The 20,823-nt window shown below is 37.5% G+C and carries 18 protein-coding genes; 16 read left to right on the forward strand and 2 right to left on the reverse strand.

Going from position 1 to position 20,823, the window contains the following annotated elements:
• The first annotated feature begins 37 nt into the window (after window positions 1–37).
• The gene (locus IGK21_RS05175; protein ID WP_181914911.1) at window positions 38–1,051 is read left to right on the forward strand and encodes a lipoate--protein ligase; all 1,014 of its coding nucleotides are present in this window, start codon (window positions 38–40) and stop codon (window positions 1,049–1,051) included.
• A 91-nt stretch (window positions 1,052–1,142) separates the two neighbouring features.
• On the opposite strand, the gene IGK21_RS05180 is transcribed toward IGK21_RS05175, so the two are convergent.
• Window positions 1,143–1,541, reverse strand: a complete 399-nt coding sequence (locus tag IGK21_RS05180; RefSeq protein WP_010737374.1) for a VOC family protein — start codon at window positions 1,539–1,541, stop codon at window positions 1,143–1,145.
• A 343-nt stretch (window positions 1,542–1,884) separates the two neighbouring features.
• Between IGK21_RS05180 and IGK21_RS05185 the strand changes: the two genes are divergently transcribed.
• The 12 genes from IGK21_RS05185 to IGK21_RS05240 all read left to right on the forward strand — a co-directional run bounded on the left by IGK21_RS05185 (window position 1,885) and on the right by IGK21_RS05240 (window position 14,576).
• A complete protein-coding gene (locus IGK21_RS05185) occupies window positions 1,885–2,331 on the forward strand; it encodes a LytTR family DNA-binding domain-containing protein (protein WP_181914912.1) in 447 nt (148 codons plus the stop codon).
• Window positions 2,328–2,759 carry a hypothetical protein gene (locus IGK21_RS05190; RefSeq protein WP_010737376.1) on the forward strand — a complete coding sequence of 144 codons (432 nt, stop codon included), beginning with the start codon at window positions 2,328–2,330 and terminating at the stop codon, window positions 2,757–2,759. Before IGK21_RS05185 ends, IGK21_RS05190 begins: the two co-directional genes overlap by 4 nt.
• A gap of 668 nt (window positions 2,760–3,427) precedes the next feature.
• Entirely contained in the window at window positions 3,428–4,288 is an 861-nt protein-coding gene (gene ylqF, locus IGK21_RS05195) for a ribosome biogenesis GTPase YlqF (protein ID WP_010719467.1), read from the forward strand.
• Window positions 4,281–5,048, forward strand: coding sequence for a ribonuclease HII (locus IGK21_RS05200; protein WP_096710453.1), 768 nt, complete (start codon window positions 4,281–4,283; stop codon window positions 5,046–5,048). The genes ylqF and IGK21_RS05200 overlap by 8 nt, the downstream gene beginning before the upstream one ends.
• 61 nt (window positions 5,049–5,109) lie before the next feature.
• Entirely contained in the window at window positions 5,110–5,967 is an 858-nt protein-coding gene (gene dprA / locus IGK21_RS05205; protein WP_181914913.1) for a DNA-processing protein DprA, read from the forward strand.
• 120 nt (window positions 5,968–6,087) lie between these two features.
• Window positions 6,088–8,166 (forward strand): type I DNA topoisomerase, encoded by a 2,079-nt coding sequence (gene topA, locus IGK21_RS05210; protein WP_010719464.1) that lies wholly within the window; start codon window positions 6,088–6,090, stop codon window positions 8,164–8,166.
• Window positions 8,135–9,508, forward strand: coding sequence for an FADH(2)-oxidizing methylenetetrahydrofolate--tRNA-(uracil(54)-C(5))-methyltransferase TrmFO (gene trmFO / locus IGK21_RS05215; RefSeq protein WP_181915176.1), 1,374 nt, complete (start codon window positions 8,135–8,137; stop codon window positions 9,506–9,508). The genes topA and trmFO overlap by 32 nt, the downstream gene beginning before the upstream one ends.
• Before the next feature lie 282 nt (window positions 9,509–9,790).
• Complete coding sequence (gene xerC / locus IGK21_RS05220) at window positions 9,791–10,690, forward strand: tyrosine recombinase XerC (RefSeq protein WP_181914914.1); 900 nt, start codon at window positions 9,791–9,793, stop codon at window positions 10,688–10,690.
• Window positions 10,691–10,729: 39 nt separating this feature from the next.
• Complete coding sequence (hslV, locus tag IGK21_RS05225) at window positions 10,730–11,278, forward strand: ATP-dependent protease subunit HslV (RefSeq protein WP_010719461.1); 549 nt, start codon at window positions 10,730–10,732, stop codon at window positions 11,276–11,278.
• 12 nt (window positions 11,279–11,290) lie between these two features.
• Complete coding sequence (hslU, locus tag IGK21_RS05230) at window positions 11,291–12,691, forward strand: ATP-dependent protease ATPase subunit HslU (RefSeq protein ID WP_010719460.1); 1,401 nt, start codon at window positions 11,291–11,293, stop codon at window positions 12,689–12,691.
• Between the two features lie 15 nt (window positions 12,692–12,706).
• Complete coding sequence (gene codY, locus IGK21_RS05235; protein WP_010719459.1) at window positions 12,707–13,498, forward strand: GTP-sensing pleiotropic transcriptional regulator CodY; 792 nt, start codon at window positions 12,707–12,709, stop codon at window positions 13,496–13,498.
• 202 nt (window positions 13,499–13,700) lie between these two features.
• A complete protein-coding gene (locus tag IGK21_RS05240; RefSeq protein ID WP_034700304.1) occupies window positions 13,701–14,576 on the forward strand; it encodes an aldose 1-epimerase family protein in 876 nt (291 codons plus the stop codon).
• 163 nt (window positions 14,577–14,739) lie between these two features.
• Here IGK21_RS05240 and plsY read toward each other — a convergent pair whose 3' ends face one another.
• Window positions 14,740–15,378 carry a glycerol-3-phosphate 1-O-acyltransferase PlsY gene (gene plsY, locus IGK21_RS05245; RefSeq protein ID WP_010719457.1) on the reverse strand — a complete coding sequence of 213 codons (639 nt, stop codon included), beginning with the start codon at window positions 15,376–15,378 and terminating at the stop codon, window positions 14,740–14,742.
• 103 nt (window positions 15,379–15,481) lie between these two features.
• On the opposite strand from plsY, the gene IGK21_RS05250 reads away from it, so the two are divergent.
• From IGK21_RS05250 to parC, 3 genes are all read left to right on the forward strand, one after another.
• Window positions 15,482–15,916 carry a CoA-binding protein gene (locus IGK21_RS05250; RefSeq protein WP_181914915.1) on the forward strand — a complete coding sequence of 145 codons (435 nt, stop codon included), beginning with the start codon at window positions 15,482–15,484 and terminating at the stop codon, window positions 15,914–15,916.
• Between the two features lie 199 nt (window positions 15,917–16,115).
• Window positions 16,116–18,140, forward strand: coding sequence for a DNA topoisomerase IV subunit B (gene parE / locus IGK21_RS05255; protein WP_010737383.1), 2,025 nt, complete (start codon window positions 16,116–16,118; stop codon window positions 18,138–18,140).
• An 11-nt stretch (window positions 18,141–18,151) separates the two neighbouring features.
• The gene (gene parC, locus IGK21_RS05260; protein ID WP_010719454.1) at window positions 18,152–20,602 is read left to right on the forward strand and encodes a DNA topoisomerase IV subunit A; all 2,451 of its coding nucleotides are present in this window, start codon (window positions 18,152–18,154) and stop codon (window positions 20,600–20,602) included.
• Window positions 20,603–20,823 lie beyond the last annotated feature (221 nt).

Genomic DNA, 20,823 nt, shown 5'->3' on the forward strand with positions numbered 1-20,823 from the left:
AAAGAGATGATAGGAGAAAAAGTAAGAAGGGATAAAAGTGCGCTATCATATCATGGAAAGTTTAGATATTCGGAGAAATCTAGCAACAGAAGAATATCTTATGAACAATTTTGACAGTGATGAACCTTTGTTTTTATTATATATTCAAAAACCTTGTGTGATTATTGGACGAAACCAAAATAGTTATGAAGAAATCGATCTCAAGTATTTAAGGGAAAAAAACGTGACACTCACTCGGCGAACCTCAGGTGGAGGTGCTGTATATGATGACTTAGGAAATCTAAGCTTTAGCTTTGTGACCAGCAAAAATGCAATGAAATTTGGTGAATATGAATCCATTACCTCGCCTATTATCACAGCATTAAGAAAAATGGGCGCAACCAAAGCAGAAGTTGGTGGACGTAATGATATGTATATCGAAGGAATGAAATTTTCAGGGAATGCCATGTATACGAAAAAAAATCGGTTATACTCACATGGTACACTGATGTACGACGTTGATTTGTCCGTTCTTGATAAAATTTTGACGGTTTCCAAAGAAAAGATTGAGTCTAAAGCAACGAAATCAGTAAAAAAAAGTGTGACGAATCTGAAACCATTTTTAAAGGAAGAATATCAATTTGAAAAAACCGCTGATTTTCGAGATGCACTGATTTGTGAAGTCTATCAGGTCGATGATCTGCAAGAAATTGAAGATAAAAGGGTAGATTTGACGAAGAAAGATGAACAAAACATTGAACAAATCGTCCAGAATCGTTATGCTAATGATGATTGGGTCTATGGTGAAACACCAAGGTTTTCGGTGAAACGCAGAATCAGGCTCCCCAAAGTTGGAATTGTGGACGTCCGTTTGTCGACACTGCATGGGAGAATCAATGAGATTCGTTTTTATGGTGATTTTTTTGGACAAAAAGATGTAAGTATTCTTGAACAACAATTACTTGGTCAAAAATTTATTTATGAAGAAATAAAAAACGCATTAAATGATATGACTGTTTCAGATTATATCTTTCATTTTAATAACGAAGATCTACTAGCACTACTATTTTAGTCAAACAAGCCAAAATAAGTGCATAGGAGACCAAGATAATTTATCTAAAAAAGCCTTCCATCTGTTTTTCTAATGGAGGGCTTTAAAAAATTTACATTTTCATCCAGACAGGCTCTAATGTATTTCCATCTAAATCTTGGACTTCAAGTGAAAACATTTCTTCTTCAGACATGCCCATATCGACTTCATGATAGCTTCCGCCATTTTCTTTCGCCGTATTCGCAAACTTTTTAACTTCATCCGCATTTGCTACACTAAAAGAAATCAAGGCGCCACTTGTTTTTTTATTATCTGCGATTTCTTTGTCTTTTAAGAATTTTTTGTAAAAACCGTGAGAGAGTAACATGATCCAAAATGTGTCGTCCCAAACCACAGCGCTTGCTTCGTCAGTTGAAAATTCTTCATTTTTCTTAAAGCCCAATTTTTCATAAAAAGCAACAGACTTGTCTACATCTTCAACGGGGAAATTAACAAAAACCATACTGTTCATTTGTACCTCTCCTTTCTTTTATCCTATCATCCATTAAAATGTAAACGTTGTCAAAAGATGCGTGCTGAAAGAATTCTTCTTTACAGTTTTATAAACGTTCATTGAATATATTTATCGGCAGAATACTAGAAAAAACGATTAAACCCAAGCGAATGTCGTTCATCATTAAAGACAGGAACATTCTTCATTTGAAGAAGCAGGGTACACCTGAATAGGGAGGAAGTATTGAAATGTTTCCTATCTTTTGCAATCTTCTTACGAAAAAGTGCAACCTCATGGAAAGGAATTGAATATGGTATGCGTACGGCTTAAACTGAGAGTATCAAAGCAAGGAGGAGAAAATTTGAGAATAAAATTTGGAATTGATAATCACATTGCACAGGATACAGTGAAGGTAACTACCCATTCTTCTTGCGAAAAAACGTGGGGGAGAATAAAAGAAGCTATTCTGACTACGGAGCAAACAATCGTAGTAATTGATGCAAAAACAAATAAGAAAGTTTCCAGGCTATTAAGTGATGTCTCCTCAATCGAGTCAAAAGAACAGATGTGTCATGTCGTTTTTACATCAAATGAGAGGTATCTATTAGCTGTACGGTTAAAAATAGTTGAGAAGCAATTTACAAGTTACGGATTTGTGCGGATCAACATTAGTACGCTAGTTAATCGAACTTTTATTAAAGCTTTTCGTTCTACGGATAATGCACGGGTTGAAATTGAAATGAAAAATGGTTCTAAATTTATTGTGAATCGTCACTATGTAAAAAAATTTAAGGAGATGTGGGTATGAGTAAACAGATAAAACATAATTTTTTTCAAACGTTCTCGTTAAGCAGCATCTGGTTGATATTTATAATAACAAGCTTCTTTGCGAAAGGGCAGATGATCCATGTTTATTTTCTTTGGCACGTAATGGGTGTTAGTCTAGTTTGTGCATTAGTCTTTGGTGTGATGTATGATGTGCTTTGGAATCATCTTACGCTGAAACCAGTCAGTAATATTTTGATTGCGACTGTTGGAAATACAGTTGCGGGTTTAGCGATTTTCAATTTACTTTCATTCAAACTGCCTTTGGCAATTTCACCAATTAATCTTTTGGCAATTTATCTTATTTTAAATTTGATCTTACACACCATTGCTTTTTATCTATACGCAAAAAATGAGAGCAAAAAGCAAGCAAGAGCGTTAAATAAAAAAATAAATAACTCAATCGATTAAACGTTAGAAAGCAAGTTGGAAGTTTTCCACTCATTTTTAACTGAAAAAGGATAATCGATAGTTGATGATTCCAAAACTCAGAATCGATAATAAAGTGAAAAAATATCTAAAATTATATTGAGTAATGGATCACGAAGAAGTCTTAAAGGATGTGTTATCTCACCAATTTGTAGCATGGAGGAATCAAGAACCCAGAGAACGGAAAATGCCAAAATGAGAGTGCGATTAGTAAGGAAATATGATAAAATACGGAACAGGCGCCTTTTTGTTATTTATAATGATGTATTTTCTTTTTATTAATAGTAATAAAAGTACAAAACATGTTTGATAAAGAAAAATACCCTAAGGCGTTGAGATTTAGTATCATGATAGAAGGATTATTCTGCCGAACCACTGATGAATAAAAAGCGGTATCCACTTTAAAAGATTGTAAAGTCAGGATAAATGCATAAAAATAATCGCTGATCTTAGGTTCATGGTAGTATGGATAGTTGCAGAGCTGCTTTTGAAAGAGTCTACCCAATAATTGTTTTGAATAATATAAGGAAAATGAGCCTAATCAACTTACTTGATGGTAGTAGACTTGTATGCATAGATTTACTAAGGTTAAATATGATAATGTAAGAATAAGGTTTGAAATCCTTATATGAAAGGAATGAATTTATTCTATGACGATCCAATGGTTCCCAGGGCACATGGCAAAAGCCCGTCGTGAAGTTTCTGAGAAAATGAAATATGTCGATATCGTCTTTGAATTAGTCGATGCACGATTACCTTTGTCTTCACGTAATCCAATGCTTGATCAGATCATCCAACAAAAGCCAAGGTTGGTATTATTAAATAAAGCTGATCTAGCAGACCCCCAACAAACGAAGTTATGGCAAACGTATTTTCAACAACAAGGTCATCAAGCATTAGCGATTACCGCTCAAGAGAGTAAAGGGATCAAAGCGTTGATTCCAGCAGCCAAAGAAGCACTGAAAGAAAAAAGGGCACGTGATGCCGCTCGAGGGATCAAACCACGAGCAATCAGAGCCATGGTTTTAGGTATTCCAAATGTCGGGAAGTCAACATTGATGAACCGCTTAGTTGGGAAAAAAATTGCGCAAACAGGTAATAAACCTGGTGTGACAAAAGGACAACAATGGTTGCGCCTAGGTAGCGAATTAGAGTTATTAGATACGCCAGGAATCTTATGGCCTAAATTTGAAGATGAAGAGATCGGTAAAAAACTAGCACTAACCGGTGCCATTAAAGACCAGTTAGTTCATTTAGATGATCTCGCTATCTATGGCTTAGATTTTTTCGCTCGTTACTATCCAGGAAGAATTGCGGAGCGCTATCAGTTACCAGAAGAAGCAGAACAACAATTAGCACCTGAATTATTGATGACGATTACTGCAAAGCGTGGCTATAAAGATGATTATGATCGTGGTAGTGAAGTGGTAGTCTTCGATATCCGTCAAGGAAAACTTGGGCGCTACACGCTAGATCGATGTGAAGAAATGGGGAAAACAAGCGATGAGTGAATCGATCCAAAGTATCAAGGAACGATTAAAAACAGTGACGTCGTTAACTGATCCCTTCATTGCCGAACTAAAGCAAGATCAGCGAAAAGGGGTACAACAAGCGCTTCTATCCTTTGAGAAACAAGTAAAAAAAACGGCATTGATCCAAGAAAAATATTTGGAAATGTCATTATTTGAGAAGCAGGCATATGAACAAGGATATGAATGGATTGCGGGGATTGATGAAGTAGGGCGTGGGCCTTTAGCAGGGCCAGTAGTAGCGGCCGCTGTCATCCTACCTAAAGACGAACCGATCCTTGGATTAAATGACTCGAAACAATTATCAGAAAAAAAACGAGAACAGCTTTATGACCAAATCCAACAAAAAGCACTTGCTATCGGTATCGGCATCATTGATGAAAAAAAGATTGATGAGGTCAATATTTATGAGGCAAGCAAACTAGCAATGATCCAAGCTGTAGAAAAGCTGGCGATACGTCCAAATTATCTCTTAATTGATGCCATGACACTGGATTTGCCAATCCAGCAAGAAAAATTGATCAAGGGAGATGCTCGTTCAGTTTCTATTGCGGCAGCAAGTATCATTGCAAAAGTTTATCGTGATGATTTAATGAAAAAATATGATGAACTATATCCAGGTTATGGTTTTGGCCATAATGCTGGTTATGGAACGAAAGAACATCTACAAGGCTTAGCAACACAAGGAATTACCCCTATTCATCGACGCTCTTTTGCACCGATAAAAAATTATTTATCTTAAGATGTTTGACCGTCTCTTGCGTATTTTATTTAAAAGTAACTTCGAGAGGCGGTTTTCGTTCATGGATCAGATTGAAGGATTTTTACTTAAATTAGCTTATGCGAAAGGAATTAGCAGTCAAGGAAAATGGGCGGTTGTCCAGGCTTTATTGGAAACTCAAACATGCGAGTTGTCTTCTTATGAAATCATTGAAATCGCAAAAATTGTTCGTCATCGAGAAAAATTTCAAGAAAGTTGGCGGCAAATCAATCAAAATTTTGCGAAATTGAAAACAGCTCAGTCATTCATTACTTGTCTTGACCCGTGCTATCCCCCGCAACTTTTTCATCTTGCGACACCACCGATTCTTTTATTTTATTCTGGTGATCTTTCTCTACTAAAACAAAAGATGCTCAGTGTGGTTGGGGGCAGGAAAACCTCGGTCTTGGCAAAAAAAGTTGTACATGAACTTTTAACTCCGGTCATAGATGCTAACTATGTCATCGTTAGTGGCTGTGCCAAAGGAATCGATACATACGCACATTTGGCTGCGATTAAAAATACTGGAAAGACGATTGCGGTAATCGGTACAGGAATTAAAAAAGCCTACCCAAAGGAAAACCAATTTCTTCAAGCAGAAATTGGAAAGAATCATCTTTTACTTAGTGAATATCCACCATACGAAGGACCAAAACAATACCGCTTTCCCATGAGAAATCGAATCATTGCTGCTTTGTCACAAGGCACTTGTGTCATTGAAGCAAAGCAAAAGAGTGGTTCTTTGATAACAGCACAACAAGCGTTAGAAATCGGTCGAACTGTTTTTTCTGTACCTGGAAATATTTTGACACAATACTCAACTGGCTCCCATCAACTAATTCAAGATGGTGCTGTTTGTGTGATTTCTGGTGAAGATTTATTGTTCGAGTTGAAAGAATAACAGGAACTTCTCATTTGATTTTCTTGACAAACGTTTTCTGAATGGATATGATAAGCTACGATTTGTATGAGTCCGCTTAATATAGTAGGAACATGTCAATGGAAAGGAGTCCATTCAGTAATGGCATATAAATATTTAGTGATTGTGGAATCACCTGCAAAGGCCAAAACCATTGAAAAATATCTTGGTCGTAATTATAAAGTAATGGCCAGTGTCGGTCATATACGTGATTTACCTAAAAGTAAAATGGGAATTGATGTCGAAAACAACTATGAACCCCATTATATTTCAATTCGCGGAAAAGGCGATGTGATCAAAAGTTTAAAATCAGCAGCAAAAAAAGCGCAAAAAGTTTATCTTGCAAGTGACCCGGATAGAGAAGGGGAAGCAATTGCTTGGCATTTAGCCTATTTACTAGGTTTAGATTTATCAGAAAAAAATCGTGTGGTTTTTAACGAAATTACTAAGGAAGCGGTAAAAGCAGCCTTCAAGGAACCAAGAACGATCGACGTGGATTTAGTGGATGCCCAACAAGCAAGACGGGCGTTAGACCGCTTGGTGGGCTACTCCATCAGTCCAATCCTATGGCGCAAAGTCAAAAAAGGACTAAGTGCTGGAAGAGTACAGTCTATTGCATTAAAAATTATCATTGATCGTGAAAAAGAAATCCGTGATTTCATTCCAGAAGAATACTGGAGCATTGACGGTAATTTCAAAAAAACACGTAAAAAATTTAAAGCAAACTTTTGGGGAATTGATGGCAAGAAAAAGAAATTGCCTGATGCCCAATCCGTAAAAGAAGTTACTGATCGTATTGATGGACCAGATTTCACCGTTCAAAAAGTTGAAAAGAAAGAACGGAAACGAAATCCAGCAAACCCATTTACTACGAGTAGCCTACAACAAGAAGCTGCTAGAAAATTGAATTTTAGAACACGGAAAACGATGATGGTTGCGCAACAATTATATGAAGGAATCTCCTTAGGTAAGCAAGGGACTGTAGGTTTGATCACATATATGCGTACCGATTCAACACGGATCGCTGAGACTGCGAAAGCAGAAGCGGCTACCTTCATCGAAGAAACTTACGGGAAAGAATTTTCTAGTCATGCACAACGTAAAATCAAAAATGCGCAAGGTGCGCAAGACGCCCATGAAGCAGTTCGCCCGACAAGTGTCCTACGTACTCCTGAGGAAATCAAACAATATTTAGACAAGGACCAATTAAAACTCTACACCCTTATTTGGTCACGATTTGTTGCTAGTCAAATGACACCAGCGATATTAGATACCATGAAAGTTACCTTAGAACAAAATGGCGTACTTTTTATTGCGAATGGCTCTAAAGTTAAATTTAAAGGGTTCATGCAAGTCTATGTTGAAGGCAGAGATGATGGGAAAGAAGATAAAGAAAATATCTTACCAGAACTAGCACAAGGGGACATTGTTCAATCAGTGGACATTGAACCGAAGCAACATTTTACGCAACCGCCAGCAAGATTCAGTGAAGCAACTTTAATCCGTGCTTTGGAAGAAAATGGTGTGGGACGTCCTTCCACTTATGCGCCAACGCTGGATACGATCCAACGACGTTACTATGTTAAATTGACACAAAAACGATTCGAACCAACTGAATTGGGTGAAATCGTCAATTCTTTGATTTGTGATTTCTTCCCCCAAATCGTCGATATCCATTTTACCGCTGAAATGGAAGGTGATTTGGATAAAATTGAAGAAGGAAAAGAAGCATGGATCGAAGTGGTGGATCGTTTCTACAAACCATTTGAAAAAGAATTGACCAATGCAGAAGAAAAAATCGAAAAAATTCAAATCAAAGATGAACCGGCTGGATTTGACTGTGATATTTGTGGGCATCCAATGGTTATAAAATTAGGAAAGTATGGTAAATTTTATGCATGTAGTAATTTTCCTGATTGTCGAAATACGAAACCAATTGTTAAAGAGATCGGTGTGACTTGTCCAGTTTGTCATGAGGGTCAGGTGATTGAACGTAAGTCTAAGAAAAACCGAATCTTTTACGGGTGTTCACGTTTTCCAGACTGTGACTTTACTTCTTGGGACAAACCAGTAGGTCGAAATTGTCCGAAATGTGACCAGTATTTAGTTGAAAAGAAAGTCAAAGGCGGAAAACAAGTCGTATGTATCAATGGCGACTACGAAGAAGACATTCAAAAATAAAATGAGAAGAGGTCTTTATTTGAAAACTGTTAATGTAATAGGTGCAGGATTAGCTGGAAGTGAAGCAGCTTGGCAAGTCGCTCAAGCAGGTGTTCCTGTTCGTTTATACGAGATGCGCCCAGTGAAATCAACAGAAGCACACCATACAAGTAATTTTGCAGAGTTAGTCTGTTCCAACTCCTTGAGAGGAAATAGTTTAGCAAATGCAGTAGGTTTATTAAAAGAAGAAATGCGACGGTTAAATTCAGTCGTGATCACTTCAGCTGATGAAACAGCTGTTCCAGCTGGCGGTGCCTTAGCAGTGGATCGAGATTCTTTTTCTGAGACGATCACACGTAAAGTCAAAGAACACCCGCTAGTAACAGTCATCAATGAAGAAATCACTGAAATTCCAGAAGGGATCACGATCATTGCTACTGGTCCCTTAACCTCTCACCCGTTAGCTGAAAGTATTAAAGCATTCAATGGTTCTGACGGATTCTATTTTTATGATGCAGCAGCACCGATCGTAGACAAAGCAACGATCGATATGGATAAAGTCTATTTAAAATCACGCTATGATAAAGGGGAAGCAGCTTATCTAAACTGTCCAATGACTGAAGAAGAGTTTAAAGCATTCCACGAAGCTTTAACAACAGCTGACGTAGCCGAACTTAAATCATTTGAAAAAGAAAAATACTTTGAAGGCTGTATGCCAATCGAAGTGATGGCTCAGCGTGGCTTTAAAACAATGCTTTTTGGTCCAATGAAACCAGTTGGATTAGAAGATCCAAAAACCGGTAAACGCCCTTATGCGGTGATCCAGTTACGTCAGGACAATGCCGCTGCCTCATTGTATAACATCGTTGGTTTCCAAACGCACTTAAAATGGGGAGAACAAAAACGGGTTTTCCGTATGATCCCAGGTTTAGAAAACGCAGAATTTGTCCGTTATGGTGTGATGCACCGCAACAGTTTTATGAATTCACCAGAATTATTGAAACCAACTTATCAATCAACGAAGCGTGAAGACTTGTTCTTTGCAGGACAAATGACTGGTGTGGAAGGTTATGTTGAAAGTGCAGCTAGTGGTTTGCTTGCAGGGATCAATGCTGCTCGTTTAGCTAAAGAAAGTGAGCCGATTGAGTTTCCACGAGAAACAGCGATTGGGAGTATGGCGTATTATATTACACATGCTGAAGGAAAACATTTCCAACCAATGAATGCGAATTATGGTTTGTTCCCTGAATTACCAGAGCGCATTCGTGACAAAAAAACACGTTATGAAGCGATTGCTCAAAGAGCACTTCAGGCAAATGAACAAATAAAAAAAGAATTAATTGATGAAGTAACAGCTCAGTAACATGAAGTGAGCCCGGGACAAAGGTGTTCCGGGCTCTTTACTAGGCATAAAATAAATATACAACACATCTTTTATTTGTAGTGTTCCAAAAAAATTTTTTTCTTTTGGTAAAAAATGAGTAAATATCAGATTAAAAAAAAGGTTGTAATCTAAGAAATTTGTCAAATTAATTGTTTCAATTGTGAACAAACTTAGAAATATTGATTAAATTCTGACAATTTATTTGTTTTTTTAATTTTGCTATGCTAAATTTATCTCTGGGATTAAAAGGAAGGTGATAAAATGCTAGAACAAACGTGGAAAGATAAGTTTTTGCGTTATTTAATCGTGGAACGTGGTTACTCTGAAAAAACACGAGAAGCATACGAGGAAGACCTCACTAATTTTGAAAGATTTCTTACAGAATCAGGAGAGGATGATTTATTAAAAATCAATCACTTAGATGTTCGAGTGTATTTAAGTTACCTAACTGATGAAAGATATAGCAGAAATTCGATCAGTCGTAAGATTGCAAGTCTGCGCTCTTTTTATCAATACCTTTTAAAAGAAGAAGTGATCAAAGAAAATCCTTTTTCTTATGTCCACCTAAAAAAGAAAAATTTGAAACTACCTCGCTTTTTTTATGAGAATGAAATGCAAGTATTATTTGACAGTGTCAAAGGAGAAAAACCTTTAGATTTGAGGAACCAAGCGCTATTAGAAGTTCTTTACGGTTCGGGGATTCGATTAAGCGAGTGCAGTAATTTGAAACTAGCAGAAATCGATTTCGACTCCGAAGTCATGTTGATTCATGGTAAAGGGAATAAAGAACGGTATGCACCACTTGGTTCATTCGCACAAGATGCCTTACAAGAGTATTTTGAAAAAGGGCGAAAGGTTTTGATGGATAAATACCACAAGAGTCATGACTATGTTTTTGTGAACCATCATGGTGAACCAATTACGCCAACAGGGATCGAGTATGTATTGAATCAAGTGATTAAAAAGAGTAGTTTAGATAGTTCGATCCATCCACATATGCTGCGGCATACCTTTGCTACACACTTGCTGAATAATGGTGCAGATATGCGGACAGTTCAAGAGCTGTTGGGTCATGCTAATCTATCTACTACACAGATCTATGCTCACGTGACAAAAGAAAGTTTACAAAAAAAATATCGCTCGTTTCATCCAAGAGCGTAATAGAAAAGGATCAGTAATCTTAATTGGGAGGAAATAACTATGGTAGAATCACAATTTCATTCAACGACGATTTGTGCCGTTGAAAAAGATGGAAAATTTGCAATGGCAGGTGACGGTCAAGTTACAATGGGCGAATCCGTGGTGATGAAAGGAAGCGCAAGAAAAGTCCGTCGAATCTATAATGATGAAGTCATCGTAGGATTTGCTGGAAGTGTCGCAGACGCATTTACATTGGAAGAAAAATTTGAAGGCAAATTAAATGAATACAATGGTAATTTACAGCGAGCTGCAGTGGAATTAGCGCAAGAATGGCGGACACAACAGTCCATGCAAAAACTAGAAGCAATGTTGATCGTAATGAATGAAAAAGAAATGTTATTAGTTTCAGGTACTGGGGAAGTGATTGCACCAGATGATGGAATTTTGGCAATTGGTTCAGGAGGGAATTTTGCATTAGCTGCTGCTCGAGCAATGAAGAACTACGCACAAAACGACATGAGTGCCAAAGAAATCGCAGAGAATGCATTGAATATTGCAGCAGACATTTGTATCTTTACAAATCATAATATTATTGTGGAAGAATTATAGAGGTGAAGAAGAATGTATGAATTAAAACAAACACCAAGACAAATCGTTAATGAATTAGATCAATATATCATTGGACAACAAGCAGCTAAAAAATCAGTTGCGGTCGCTTTGCGCAATCGCTATCGCCGTTTACAATTAGATGAAAAAATGCAACAAGACATCACACCTAAAAATATGTTGATGATCGGACCAACAGGGGTAGGGAAAACAGAGATCGCTCGTCGATTGGCGAAAATCGTCAACGCTCCTTTCGTGAAAGTAGAAGCAACGAAATTTACAGAAGTAGGTTATGTTGGTCGAGATGTGGAGTCAATGGTTCGTGATCTAGTAGAAAATGCGATCCAGATCGTTGAAAAAGAACAATATAGCCGTGTATATACTGAAGCTAAGAAAAGAGCAGAAAAACGCCTAGTAAAAGTGCTGGTTCCTGGGATTAAAAAAGAACAAAAACAAACAGGAAATCAATTTGAACAAATGATGAACATGTTCAATGTTGCGCAACAAAATACAGCAGAACCGCAAGAAGAAGTGACTGAAGAAATCCGTGTCAATCGGAAAACGGTTCTAGAACAATTACAAAAAGGTTTACTTGATAACCGTCAAGTAACAATCGAAATAGAAGAACAAAAGAAACCAGCTCCAATGATGAACAATGGTTTGGAACAGATGGGCATTGATTTAAATGAAACATTAGGGGCGCTAACACCGAAGAAAAAGGTTGAGCGCACGTTAGCAGTAAAAGATGCACTTGAACTGTTGATCAAAGAAGAATCAAGTAAACTAGTCAAAGATGCTGACATCCATAGTGAAGCCATTCAATTAGCACAATCAAGCGGGATCATTTTTATTGATGAAATCGATAAAATCACTTCAAAATCACAACAATCTGGTGAAGTATCACGTGAAGGCGTCCAAAGAGATATCCTGCCAATCGTTGAAGGTTCACAAGTGAACACGAAGTATGGAGTTATCCAAACGGATCACGTCTTATTTATTGCTTCTGGTGCCTTCCATTTATCAAAACCAAGTGATTTGATTCCAGAATTGCAAGGACGTTTTCCAATACGTGTAGAATTAGATGATTTAACTGCAGATGACTTTATTAAAATCTTGACTGAACCAAACAATGCACTAATCAAACAATACGTAGCATTAATTGGTACAGAAAATGTTTCAGTTATCTTTACGAAAGAAGCAATTGAGAAAATCGCTCAAATCGCTTATGATGTGAACCGCGATACAGACAATATCGGAGCTAGACGTTTGCACACGATCTTAGAAAAATTGTTAGAAGACTTATTGTTTGAAGCACCTGACATGCAAATGGGAGAAATCACGATTACGGAAGCTTATGTAGAAGAAAAATTAGGTTCGATTGTAGCAAATGAAGATTTAAGTCGTTTTATTTTATAAAATCGGAGGAAGAAAATGACGGATTTATTAACAAAAACCCGCAATATCAACAAATTATTACAACAAAAAAATACTTTCGATCTGCGAGCTGATTTACCTTACGATAAAATGGCTGTGACATTAGGTGCTATTTTAGATAGTAATGTCTATATCATTAGCAGTGAAGGAGTCTTATTAGGCTATGATGAACGTCATGATGTCAACAATGAACGGATAAAAATGATGTTTGTTGAAAAGCAATTTCCCGATTCTTATACTGACACAGTTGATCAATTGAACAAAACGGAAGCCAATATTCCGATCAGTAGTGAAATGACTGCTTTTCCTTTTGAAGCAAGAGAAAAATACCCATTTGGTTTGACGACAGTAGTCCCTATTTTTGGTGCTGGCGAGCGGTTAGGAACCATTATTTTATCAAGAATGGAACAAGCCTTTACCGATGAAGACCTAGTGTTAGCTGAATATGGTGCGACGGTAGTCGGTATGCAGATCCTTTATCAAAAATCACGTAGTATTGAAGCGGATGTCAGAAGTGCAACAGCTGTCCAAATGGCGATCAATACTTTGTCTTATAGCGAATTGAAGGCAGTTCAAGCGATTTTCGATGCCTTAGAAGGCGATGAAGGACGTTTAACAGCATCCAATATTGCGGATAAAATTGGGATCACTCGCTCAGTGATCGTCAATGCATTACGTAAATTAGAGTCAGCTGGGATCATTGAATCACGCTCCCTTGGGATGAAAGGGACGTATTTAAAAGTTCTAAATTCCAGATTCAAAGAAGAATTAACAAAACACAGTTACTAAAAATCTATGACCGATTGATTAGATGAATCTATTCAGTAGGAACGAAGTAAACAAAAAGAGTCTCCTTTAGGTTTTCTTTTCGCTGAAACACACGAGTAATGCCAAGGATGATTCGGATACTTCTTGTTGGAAAAAATAAGAATAGCTTAGGACCTGAGACTAGCTATCTCAGGTCCTAAGATTTAACGGTGGAGGAATTATAATGACTGTAATCATTCAAAATGATCAATTGATTGCTGAAATTGCTGAACATGGAGCAGAATTGGTCAGTTTAAAATCAAAGGATAATAATCTTGAGTATATTTGGCAAGCTGATCCAGCGTATTGGGGAAGACATGCGCCCGTTTTATTTCCATTTGTTGGAAGATTAAAGGATGACCAATACACGTACCAAGGAAAGACTTATTCAATGGGGCAACATGGCTTTGCGAGAGATATGGATTTTGAAGTAATCGAACATGGTCAAGAATTAGCCAGCTTTTTGTTAAGAAGCACACCCGAGACCAAAAAAAATTATCCTTTTGATTTTGAATTAGTGATTTCTTATGAATTAGGTGGAGATGGGATCACCGTTCATTATCAAGTGGCTAATACTGGAGAAGAAGAAATGTTCTTTTCGATTGGGGGTCACCCAGCCTTTAATGTTCCTCTGGAAGAAGGATTGACTTTTGATGATTTTTATCTTGCGTTTTCACCTAAAAAATCACGTTTGCGTTTACCTTTAAGTGGGCCATATATCGATATGGAACAAAAAACACTTGGACAAACAAATACCAACCTTGCATTAGTACACGATCTTTTTGAAAATGATGCACTAGTATTTGAAACGAAAGGATTGAACGCTTATGCCATCCGTAGTGAAAAATCTAGCCACAGTGTGACATTGAGTTATAAAGATATGCCATATGTTGGGATTTGGTCACCTTATCCAAAAGAAGCGCCTTTTGTTTGTATCGAACCTTGGTGTGGTATTGCAGATACAGTAAACAGCTCGGGAGAATTGATGGAAAAAGCTGGAATCAATCAACTAGGCGCACATGAAATTTTTCAAACAAAATATTCGATTACGGTAAAATAGTGGTTATCCTAAAGTTGTTTGATTTCAATTAATCAGAGGAAATCAGGTATAATGATTCATGTTCCCTTTATTTTGCTAATCGTTTCTTTTCGCTTCTTAACGAATCAATCATTTAAAAGCTAAAAAAACAGTTGGCTGATTAGTCAACTGTTTTTCTCTCAGGTCAATTTTTTTTCTTACTACTATTCAATCCGAAGGGGATACGACTTTCTGTATGGTTTTTGATTCGTAGGATATTCTCTTTATGGCGATAGAAAATAAAGGCAGAAACTAAAAATGCAATGATCGTCAATAGCCAGTTTTGCTTAGGCAAGATACCAGGTGCGATGTAAGGAAGGATAATCGTTGATAAAGTGATCAAAGTTGCACTGATCATACTTGTTAAACTTACCATACTAGTACAAAAGAGCGTAACAACGAAGATGATACTGGAATAGATAAAAAATAGAGGATTGAATCCAAGTAACATTCCAGCACTTGTTGCAACTGCTTTGCCTCCTTTGAAGCCAGCGAAAATAGGGAACGTATGACCTAAGATCGCACAAACACCAAACCATAGGGGATTAATGGTTGTAACGTGGAAAATAACTGGTAAGCAAGTTGCCAAGGTTCCTTTCAAGATATCCATGAACAACACAATTGTACCTGCTGTTTTTCCTAAAACTCTAAAAGTATTGGTGGTGCCAGTATTTCCGCTACCATGTTGGCGGATGTCTTTTTTGAAAAATAATTTACCTATCCAAACCCCCGAAGGAATCGAGCCTAGAAGATAGGCAAGTACCAATAATAAAATTAATTTCATTGTTCTACCTCTTTCAATTTGAAACTAATGTTTATTTTAGCATGAATAAAGTACGTGAACAATTGGAAATACTTGAAAGAGTGAAGGAAAGGGAGTATTATTTATGTCATTTGAAAATCCAACACAAGAAAAAATCTTCGATTATTTAAAAACAGCAAAAACGATTGCAATTGTTGGTTTGAGTAATAAGGAAGAACGAACAAGTTACCAAATTGCTCGATTTCTGCAAGAACGGGGATATCGTATCATTCCGGTGAACCCATTATTAGCAGGAGAGATCATTTTAGGCGAAAAGGTCTATCCGTCGCTACAGGAAATCCAAGAACCAATCGATATTGTGGATATTTTTCGGCGTAGTGAATTTTTGCCAGAGGTAGCTGCTGACTTTTTACAGACTCAAGCAAAAGTATTTTGGGCGCAATTAGGTATCGCAAATGAAGAAGCAGCAAACAAGCTTCAATCAGCAAATCGCAAAGACATCGTCATGGATCGTTGTATAAAAATCGAGTGGAACAATATGAACGAAAAAGATAACTAAATGTTTGCATTTTAAATAACATGAAATATTTAATCGACAAGACAAAAGCGAACAATGGGATAAAAAAGATGGTATTCTCAAAGGTTAGTTAGTAATTAAGTTTTAATTCTTTCCTAACCTCTTTTTTTTCATGCGTATTTCTAGTATGATTATCGTGATGCGGTTTTAACCGTAAAGTATTATTGAAGGAGCGTTTGCCTTGGCAAAAAAAGTAAAGAACGAATATAATGATGCATCGATCCAGGTTCTTGAAGGATTAGAGGCAGTTAGAAAACGACCAGGAATGTATATCGGGTCAACGGATAGCCGGGGCTTACATCATTTAGTCTATGAGATCGTTGACAATGCGGTTGATGAAGCTTTATCTGGATATGGAAATGAAATTGATGTAACCATTCATGAAGACAATAGTATCACTGTGACAGATAGCGGTCGTGGTATGCCAGTTGGGATGCATGCTTCTGGTATCCCCACAGTTGAAGTGATTTTTACTGTACTACATGCCGGCGGAAAGTTCGGTCAAGGAGGATACAAGACCTCAGGGGGACTACACGGTGTCGGAGCAAGTGTGGTCAATGCTTTATCAAAATGGTTGGTTGTTACAATCGTCCGTGATGGGATTGAATATCAACAAAAATTCAGCAATGGTGGTAAGCCTGATGGTACACTGAAAAAAATCGGGAAAACCAAGAAATCCAATGGAACGACAGTTCATTTCTTACCAGATGACACGATCTTTTCCACTACTAAATTTTCTTATGATATTTTATCTGAACGTTTGCGAGAATCAGCTTTTCTTTTAAGAGGAGTAAAAATCACACTTTCTGATCTGCGTGGTGAAGAACCAATTAAGGAAGTTTTTCACTACGAAGAAGGGATCAAAGAATTTGTTGATTACCTAAACGAAGAAAAAGATACGTTGACACCAGTTGTTTATTTTTCTGGTGAAAAAGACGGTATCGAAGTCGAAGTTGCTTACCAATATAATGATGGATATTCAGAAAACGTGTTGTCATTTGTGAATAATGTCCGAACGAAAGATGGAGGCACCCATGAAGTCGGTATGAAGTCAGCGATGACGAAAGCCTACAATGAATATGCTAGAAAAGTGGGCTTGCTGAAGGAACGAGATAAGAATCTCGAAGGTAGTGATTTTAGAGAAGGTTTAGCAGCCGTCCTCTCCATTCGGGTACCTGAGAATCTCTTACAATTTGAAGGGCAAACAAAAGAAAAATTGGGTACACCAATTGCCCGTACGGCAGTAGATAATGTCATTGGAGAACAAATGGGCTTTTATTTACAGGAAAACAGTGAAATGAGCCAAATGCTGGTGCGAAAAGCAATCAAAGCCCGAGAAGCTCGTGAAGCTGCCCGAAAAGCCCGAGAAGAAAGCCGTAATGGGAAAAAACGTAAAAAAGGCGAATCATTACTTTCAGGGAAACTGACACCTGCCCAATCGCGAAATCCGAAGAAGAATGAGTTATACCTCGTGGAGGGAGACTCTGCTGGTGGTTCAGCAAAACAAGGAAGAGACCGTAAATTCCAAGCCATCTTGCCTCTTCGTGGGAAAGTGATCAACACTGAAAAAGCAAAAATGCAAGACATCTTGAAAAACGAAGAAATCAATACGATGATCTATACGATCGGTTCAGGTGTTGGACCTGAGTTTTCAATTGAAGATTGCAATTATGACAAAATTATTATCATGACCGATGCGGATACCGATGGTGCACATATTCAAGTGCTATTACTGACGTTCTTTTATCGTTACATGAAACCATTGATTGAAGCAGGAAAAGTGTATATCGCATTACCACCGCTTTATAAGGTTTCTAAAGGTCAAGGAAAAAAACAAGTGGTCGAATATGCTTGGACAGATGATGAATTAGCAGCGACCATCAAAAAAATTGGTAAAGGCTATATGTTGCAACGCTATAAAGGTCTTGGAGAAATGAATGCAGAACAATTGTGGGAAACTACCATGGACCCAGCCTCTCGAACGTTGATTCGCGTGAGGATAGATGATGCTGCTCAAGCGGAACGTCGCGTGACGACATTAATGGGGGACAAAGTTGAACCTCGCCGAAAATGGATCGAAAATCATGTGCAATTCACGTTAGAAGAAGATGGTAGTATCTTAGATAAAAAAGAAGATATTGAAAATACAGCTACGTCCAATGAATTGTTCGATGAAGAGAAACAATCTGAATTAGTAGAAGAATAGGAGGTCACCTAATGGAAGAACGTCAAGAAGTCCAAGAACTAACCCTAGAAGAAGTGATGGGTGACCGCTTTGGACGTTACTCAAAATATATTATTCAAGAAAGAGCATTGCCAGACATCCGAGATGGATTGAAACCCGTTCAAAGACGAATTTTATTTGCGATGAATAAAGATGGCAATACTTTTGATAAAGGATTCCGTAAATCTGCCAAATCTGTCGGAAATATCATGGGGAATTATCATCCTCATGGGGACAGTAGTATTTATGAAGCCATGGTTCGGATGAGTCAGGATTGGAAGCTAAGAGAAGTACTTATAGAGATGCACGGAAATAACGGTAGTATGGATGGTGACCCACCAGCTGCTATGCGTTATACAGAAGCACGGCTCTCCCAATTAAGTGGTGAAATGTTGGCAGATATTGAAAAAAATACGGTTGATCTTGTATGGAACTTTGATGATACTGAAAAAGAACCAACTGTGTTGCCAGCGAGATATCCAAACCTATTAGTCAATGGTTCAACGGGAATTTCCGCTGGTTATGCTACGGAGATCCCTACCCATAACTTAGCAGAAGTCATTGATGGTACGATTTACCTCATTGATCATCCCCAAGCGAGTTTAGAGAAACTAATGGATTATATCCCTGGTCCTGATTTTCCTACTGGGGGAATCTTGCAAGGAAAAGCAGAAATCAAAAAAGCTTATGAAACTGGACGTGGAAAAGTCATTCTACGATCAAAGACTAAAATTGAAGCGATTAAAGGGAACAAGCAGCAAATCGTGATTTCCGAGATCCCTTATGAAGTAAATAAAGCCACATTAGTGAAGAAAATGGATGAAATCCGTTTAAATAAAAAAATCGATGGCATTGCTGAAGTTAGAGATGAAAGTGACCGCACTGGATTACAGATCGTGGTTGAATTGAAAAAAGATGCTAACGCACAAGGTATCCTCAATTACCTGTTTAAAAATACTGAACTACAAATCAATTACAACTTCAATATGGTAGCTATTGATCACATGACACCGCATCAAGTGGGGTTAAAAGATATTTTAAGTAGTTATATTGATCATCGAAAACAAGTAATCACGAAACGAAGTCAATTTGATTTAGAAAAAGCACAAAAGCGCCAGCATATCGTAGAAGGTTTAATGAAAGCTTTGTCGATCTTAGATGAAGTCATTGCCACGATTCGAGAAAGTAAAGATAAGAAAAACGCGAAGCAAAATTTAGTCGAAGTTTTTCAGTTTACGGAAGAACAAGCTGAAGCAATCGTGACGTTGCAACTATATCGTCTAACAAATACGGATATTACGGAATTACGTAAAGAATCAGAAAGCTTAATAGCACAAATCACTGAATTAAACAAAATTCTATCTAATGATAAAGAATTATTCTCAGTCATGAAGAAAGAACTTCGTGAGGTCAAGAAAAAGTATGCTAATGCACGTTTAACGACAATTGAAGACGAAATCGAAGAAATCAAAATTGATACAAAAGTGTTAGTAGCACAAGAAGATGTGATTGTCAGCGTAACGAAGGAAGGTTATGTGAAACGGACTAGTCTACGTTCATATAGTGCTTCTAAACCAGAGGAAATCGGCATGAGAGAAGGGGACTATCTCTTGTATTCTGGTGAACTAAATACCTTGGATCATGTGTTGTTGATCACCAATAAGGCAAATGTCATTTATCGTCCTGTCCATGAATTGCCAGATTTAAAATGGAAAGATGCTGGAGAACATATTTCACAAACGATTGTCAATCTTTCGGTTGATGAATCGATTCTAGCCGTTTTTCCATACAAAAAAATCGAAGCAGAAAAAACATTGGTCTTCATCAGTAAAAATGGCTGGGTGAAACAAACTCGAATGACTGAATTTGAACCATGGCGTACTTATAAGAGTCGTCCGCTAAGTGGCATGAAACTCAAAAGCGACGATGATGAATTAGTTGCGTCTTACTTGGTAGAAGGTCAAACGGATTTAGATCTCTTTTTAGTCACCTACCAAGGGATGGGGTTACGATATCCATTAGAAGAAGTACCTGTGGTAGGAGCAAAAGCTGCTGGCGTTCGTTCAATCAACCTCAAAGACGAAGATACTGTCGTTAACGGGTTACTCGTTTTGACAGAAGGAGATACGCCAATCATCATCGTCACTCAACGTGGTGCGGTAAAACGGATGCTTGCGCAAGAAATTAGTCAAACCTCTCGAGCAAAACGTGGTGTTACGGTTCTACGTGAACTAAAGAAAAATCCACATCGAGTTATTCATATGTCTGAAGGAAACGCCAAAGAAATAATGATCATCAATCAAAAAGGTCAAGAGCTAATGATTGACCCAACGGATTATCCGATTGGCGATCGAACGTCTAATGGCTCATTTGCAGTTGACGAGAAAAAAGGCGGCGAAGTGATCAAAGTCATTGAGCCACCTGAAGTAGCCATTACCGATTAACTGTTATAGTTTTTTTGAAAGAAGGTAGATCTGTTTTAATACAGAACTACCTTCTTTTTTCTGATTATTAAAAAATTATAAATATTAAGATAAAAAAATATGAAAGTGTTCACAATTGCTAAAGCTTGGTATATTAGCGTTTGTTGTTATAAGTGAATAAAAACGCCATCTTTTGTTAAATAAAAAACAAGAAAACCCTTGCAAAGATGCTCGTCTGTGTT

This window comes from Enterococcus sp. DIV1421a, assembly GCF_051711025.1.
In the GTDB taxonomy this organism is placed as follows: domain Bacteria; phylum Bacillota; class Bacilli; order Lactobacillales; family Enterococcaceae; genus Enterococcus_B; species Enterococcus_B hirae.

Coding starts and splice junctions, on each gene's coding strand:
- parC (WP_010719454.1), top strand. CDS start 18,152: ATGGAAGAACGTCAAGAAGTCCAAGAACTAACCCTAGAAGAAGTGATG.
- hslV (WP_010719461.1), top strand. CDS start 10,730: ATGGTAGAATCACAATTTCATTCAACGACGATTTGTGCCGTTGAAAAA.
- trmFO (WP_181915176.1), top strand. CDS start 8,135: ATGGCGACTACGAAGAAGACATTCAAAAATAAAATGAGAAGAGGTCTT.
- IGK21_RS05190 (WP_010737376.1), top strand. CDS start 2,328: ATGAGTAAACAGATAAAACATAATTTTTTTCAAACGTTCTCGTTAAGC.
- dprA (WP_181914913.1), top strand. CDS start 5,110: ATGGATCAGATTGAAGGATTTTTACTTAAATTAGCTTATGCGAAAGGA.
- IGK21_RS05240 (WP_034700304.1), top strand. CDS start 13,701: ATGACTGTAATCATTCAAAATGATCAATTGATTGCTGAAATTGCTGAA.
- IGK21_RS05180 (WP_010737374.1), bottom strand. CDS start 1,541: ATGAACAGTATGGTTTTTGTTAATTTCCCCGTTGAAGATGTAGACAAG.
- ylqF (WP_010719467.1), top strand. CDS start 3,428: ATGACGATCCAATGGTTCCCAGGGCACATGGCAAAAGCCCGTCGTGAA.
- IGK21_RS05200 (WP_096710453.1), top strand. CDS start 4,281: ATGAGTGAATCGATCCAAAGTATCAAGGAACGATTAAAAACAGTGACG.
- codY (WP_010719459.1), top strand. CDS start 12,707: ATGACGGATTTATTAACAAAAACCCGCAATATCAACAAATTATTACAA.
- hslU (WP_010719460.1), top strand. CDS start 11,291: ATGTATGAATTAAAACAAACACCAAGACAAATCGTTAATGAATTAGAT.
- xerC (WP_181914914.1), top strand. CDS start 9,791: ATGCTAGAACAAACGTGGAAAGATAAGTTTTTGCGTTATTTAATCGTG.
- IGK21_RS05250 (WP_181914915.1), top strand. CDS start 15,482: ATGTCATTTGAAAATCCAACACAAGAAAAAATCTTCGATTATTTAAAA.
- plsY (WP_010719457.1), bottom strand. CDS start 15,378: ATGAAATTAATTTTATTATTGGTACTTGCCTATCTTCTAGGCTCGATT.
- topA (WP_010719464.1), top strand. CDS start 6,088: ATGGCATATAAATATTTAGTGATTGTGGAATCACCTGCAAAGGCCAAA.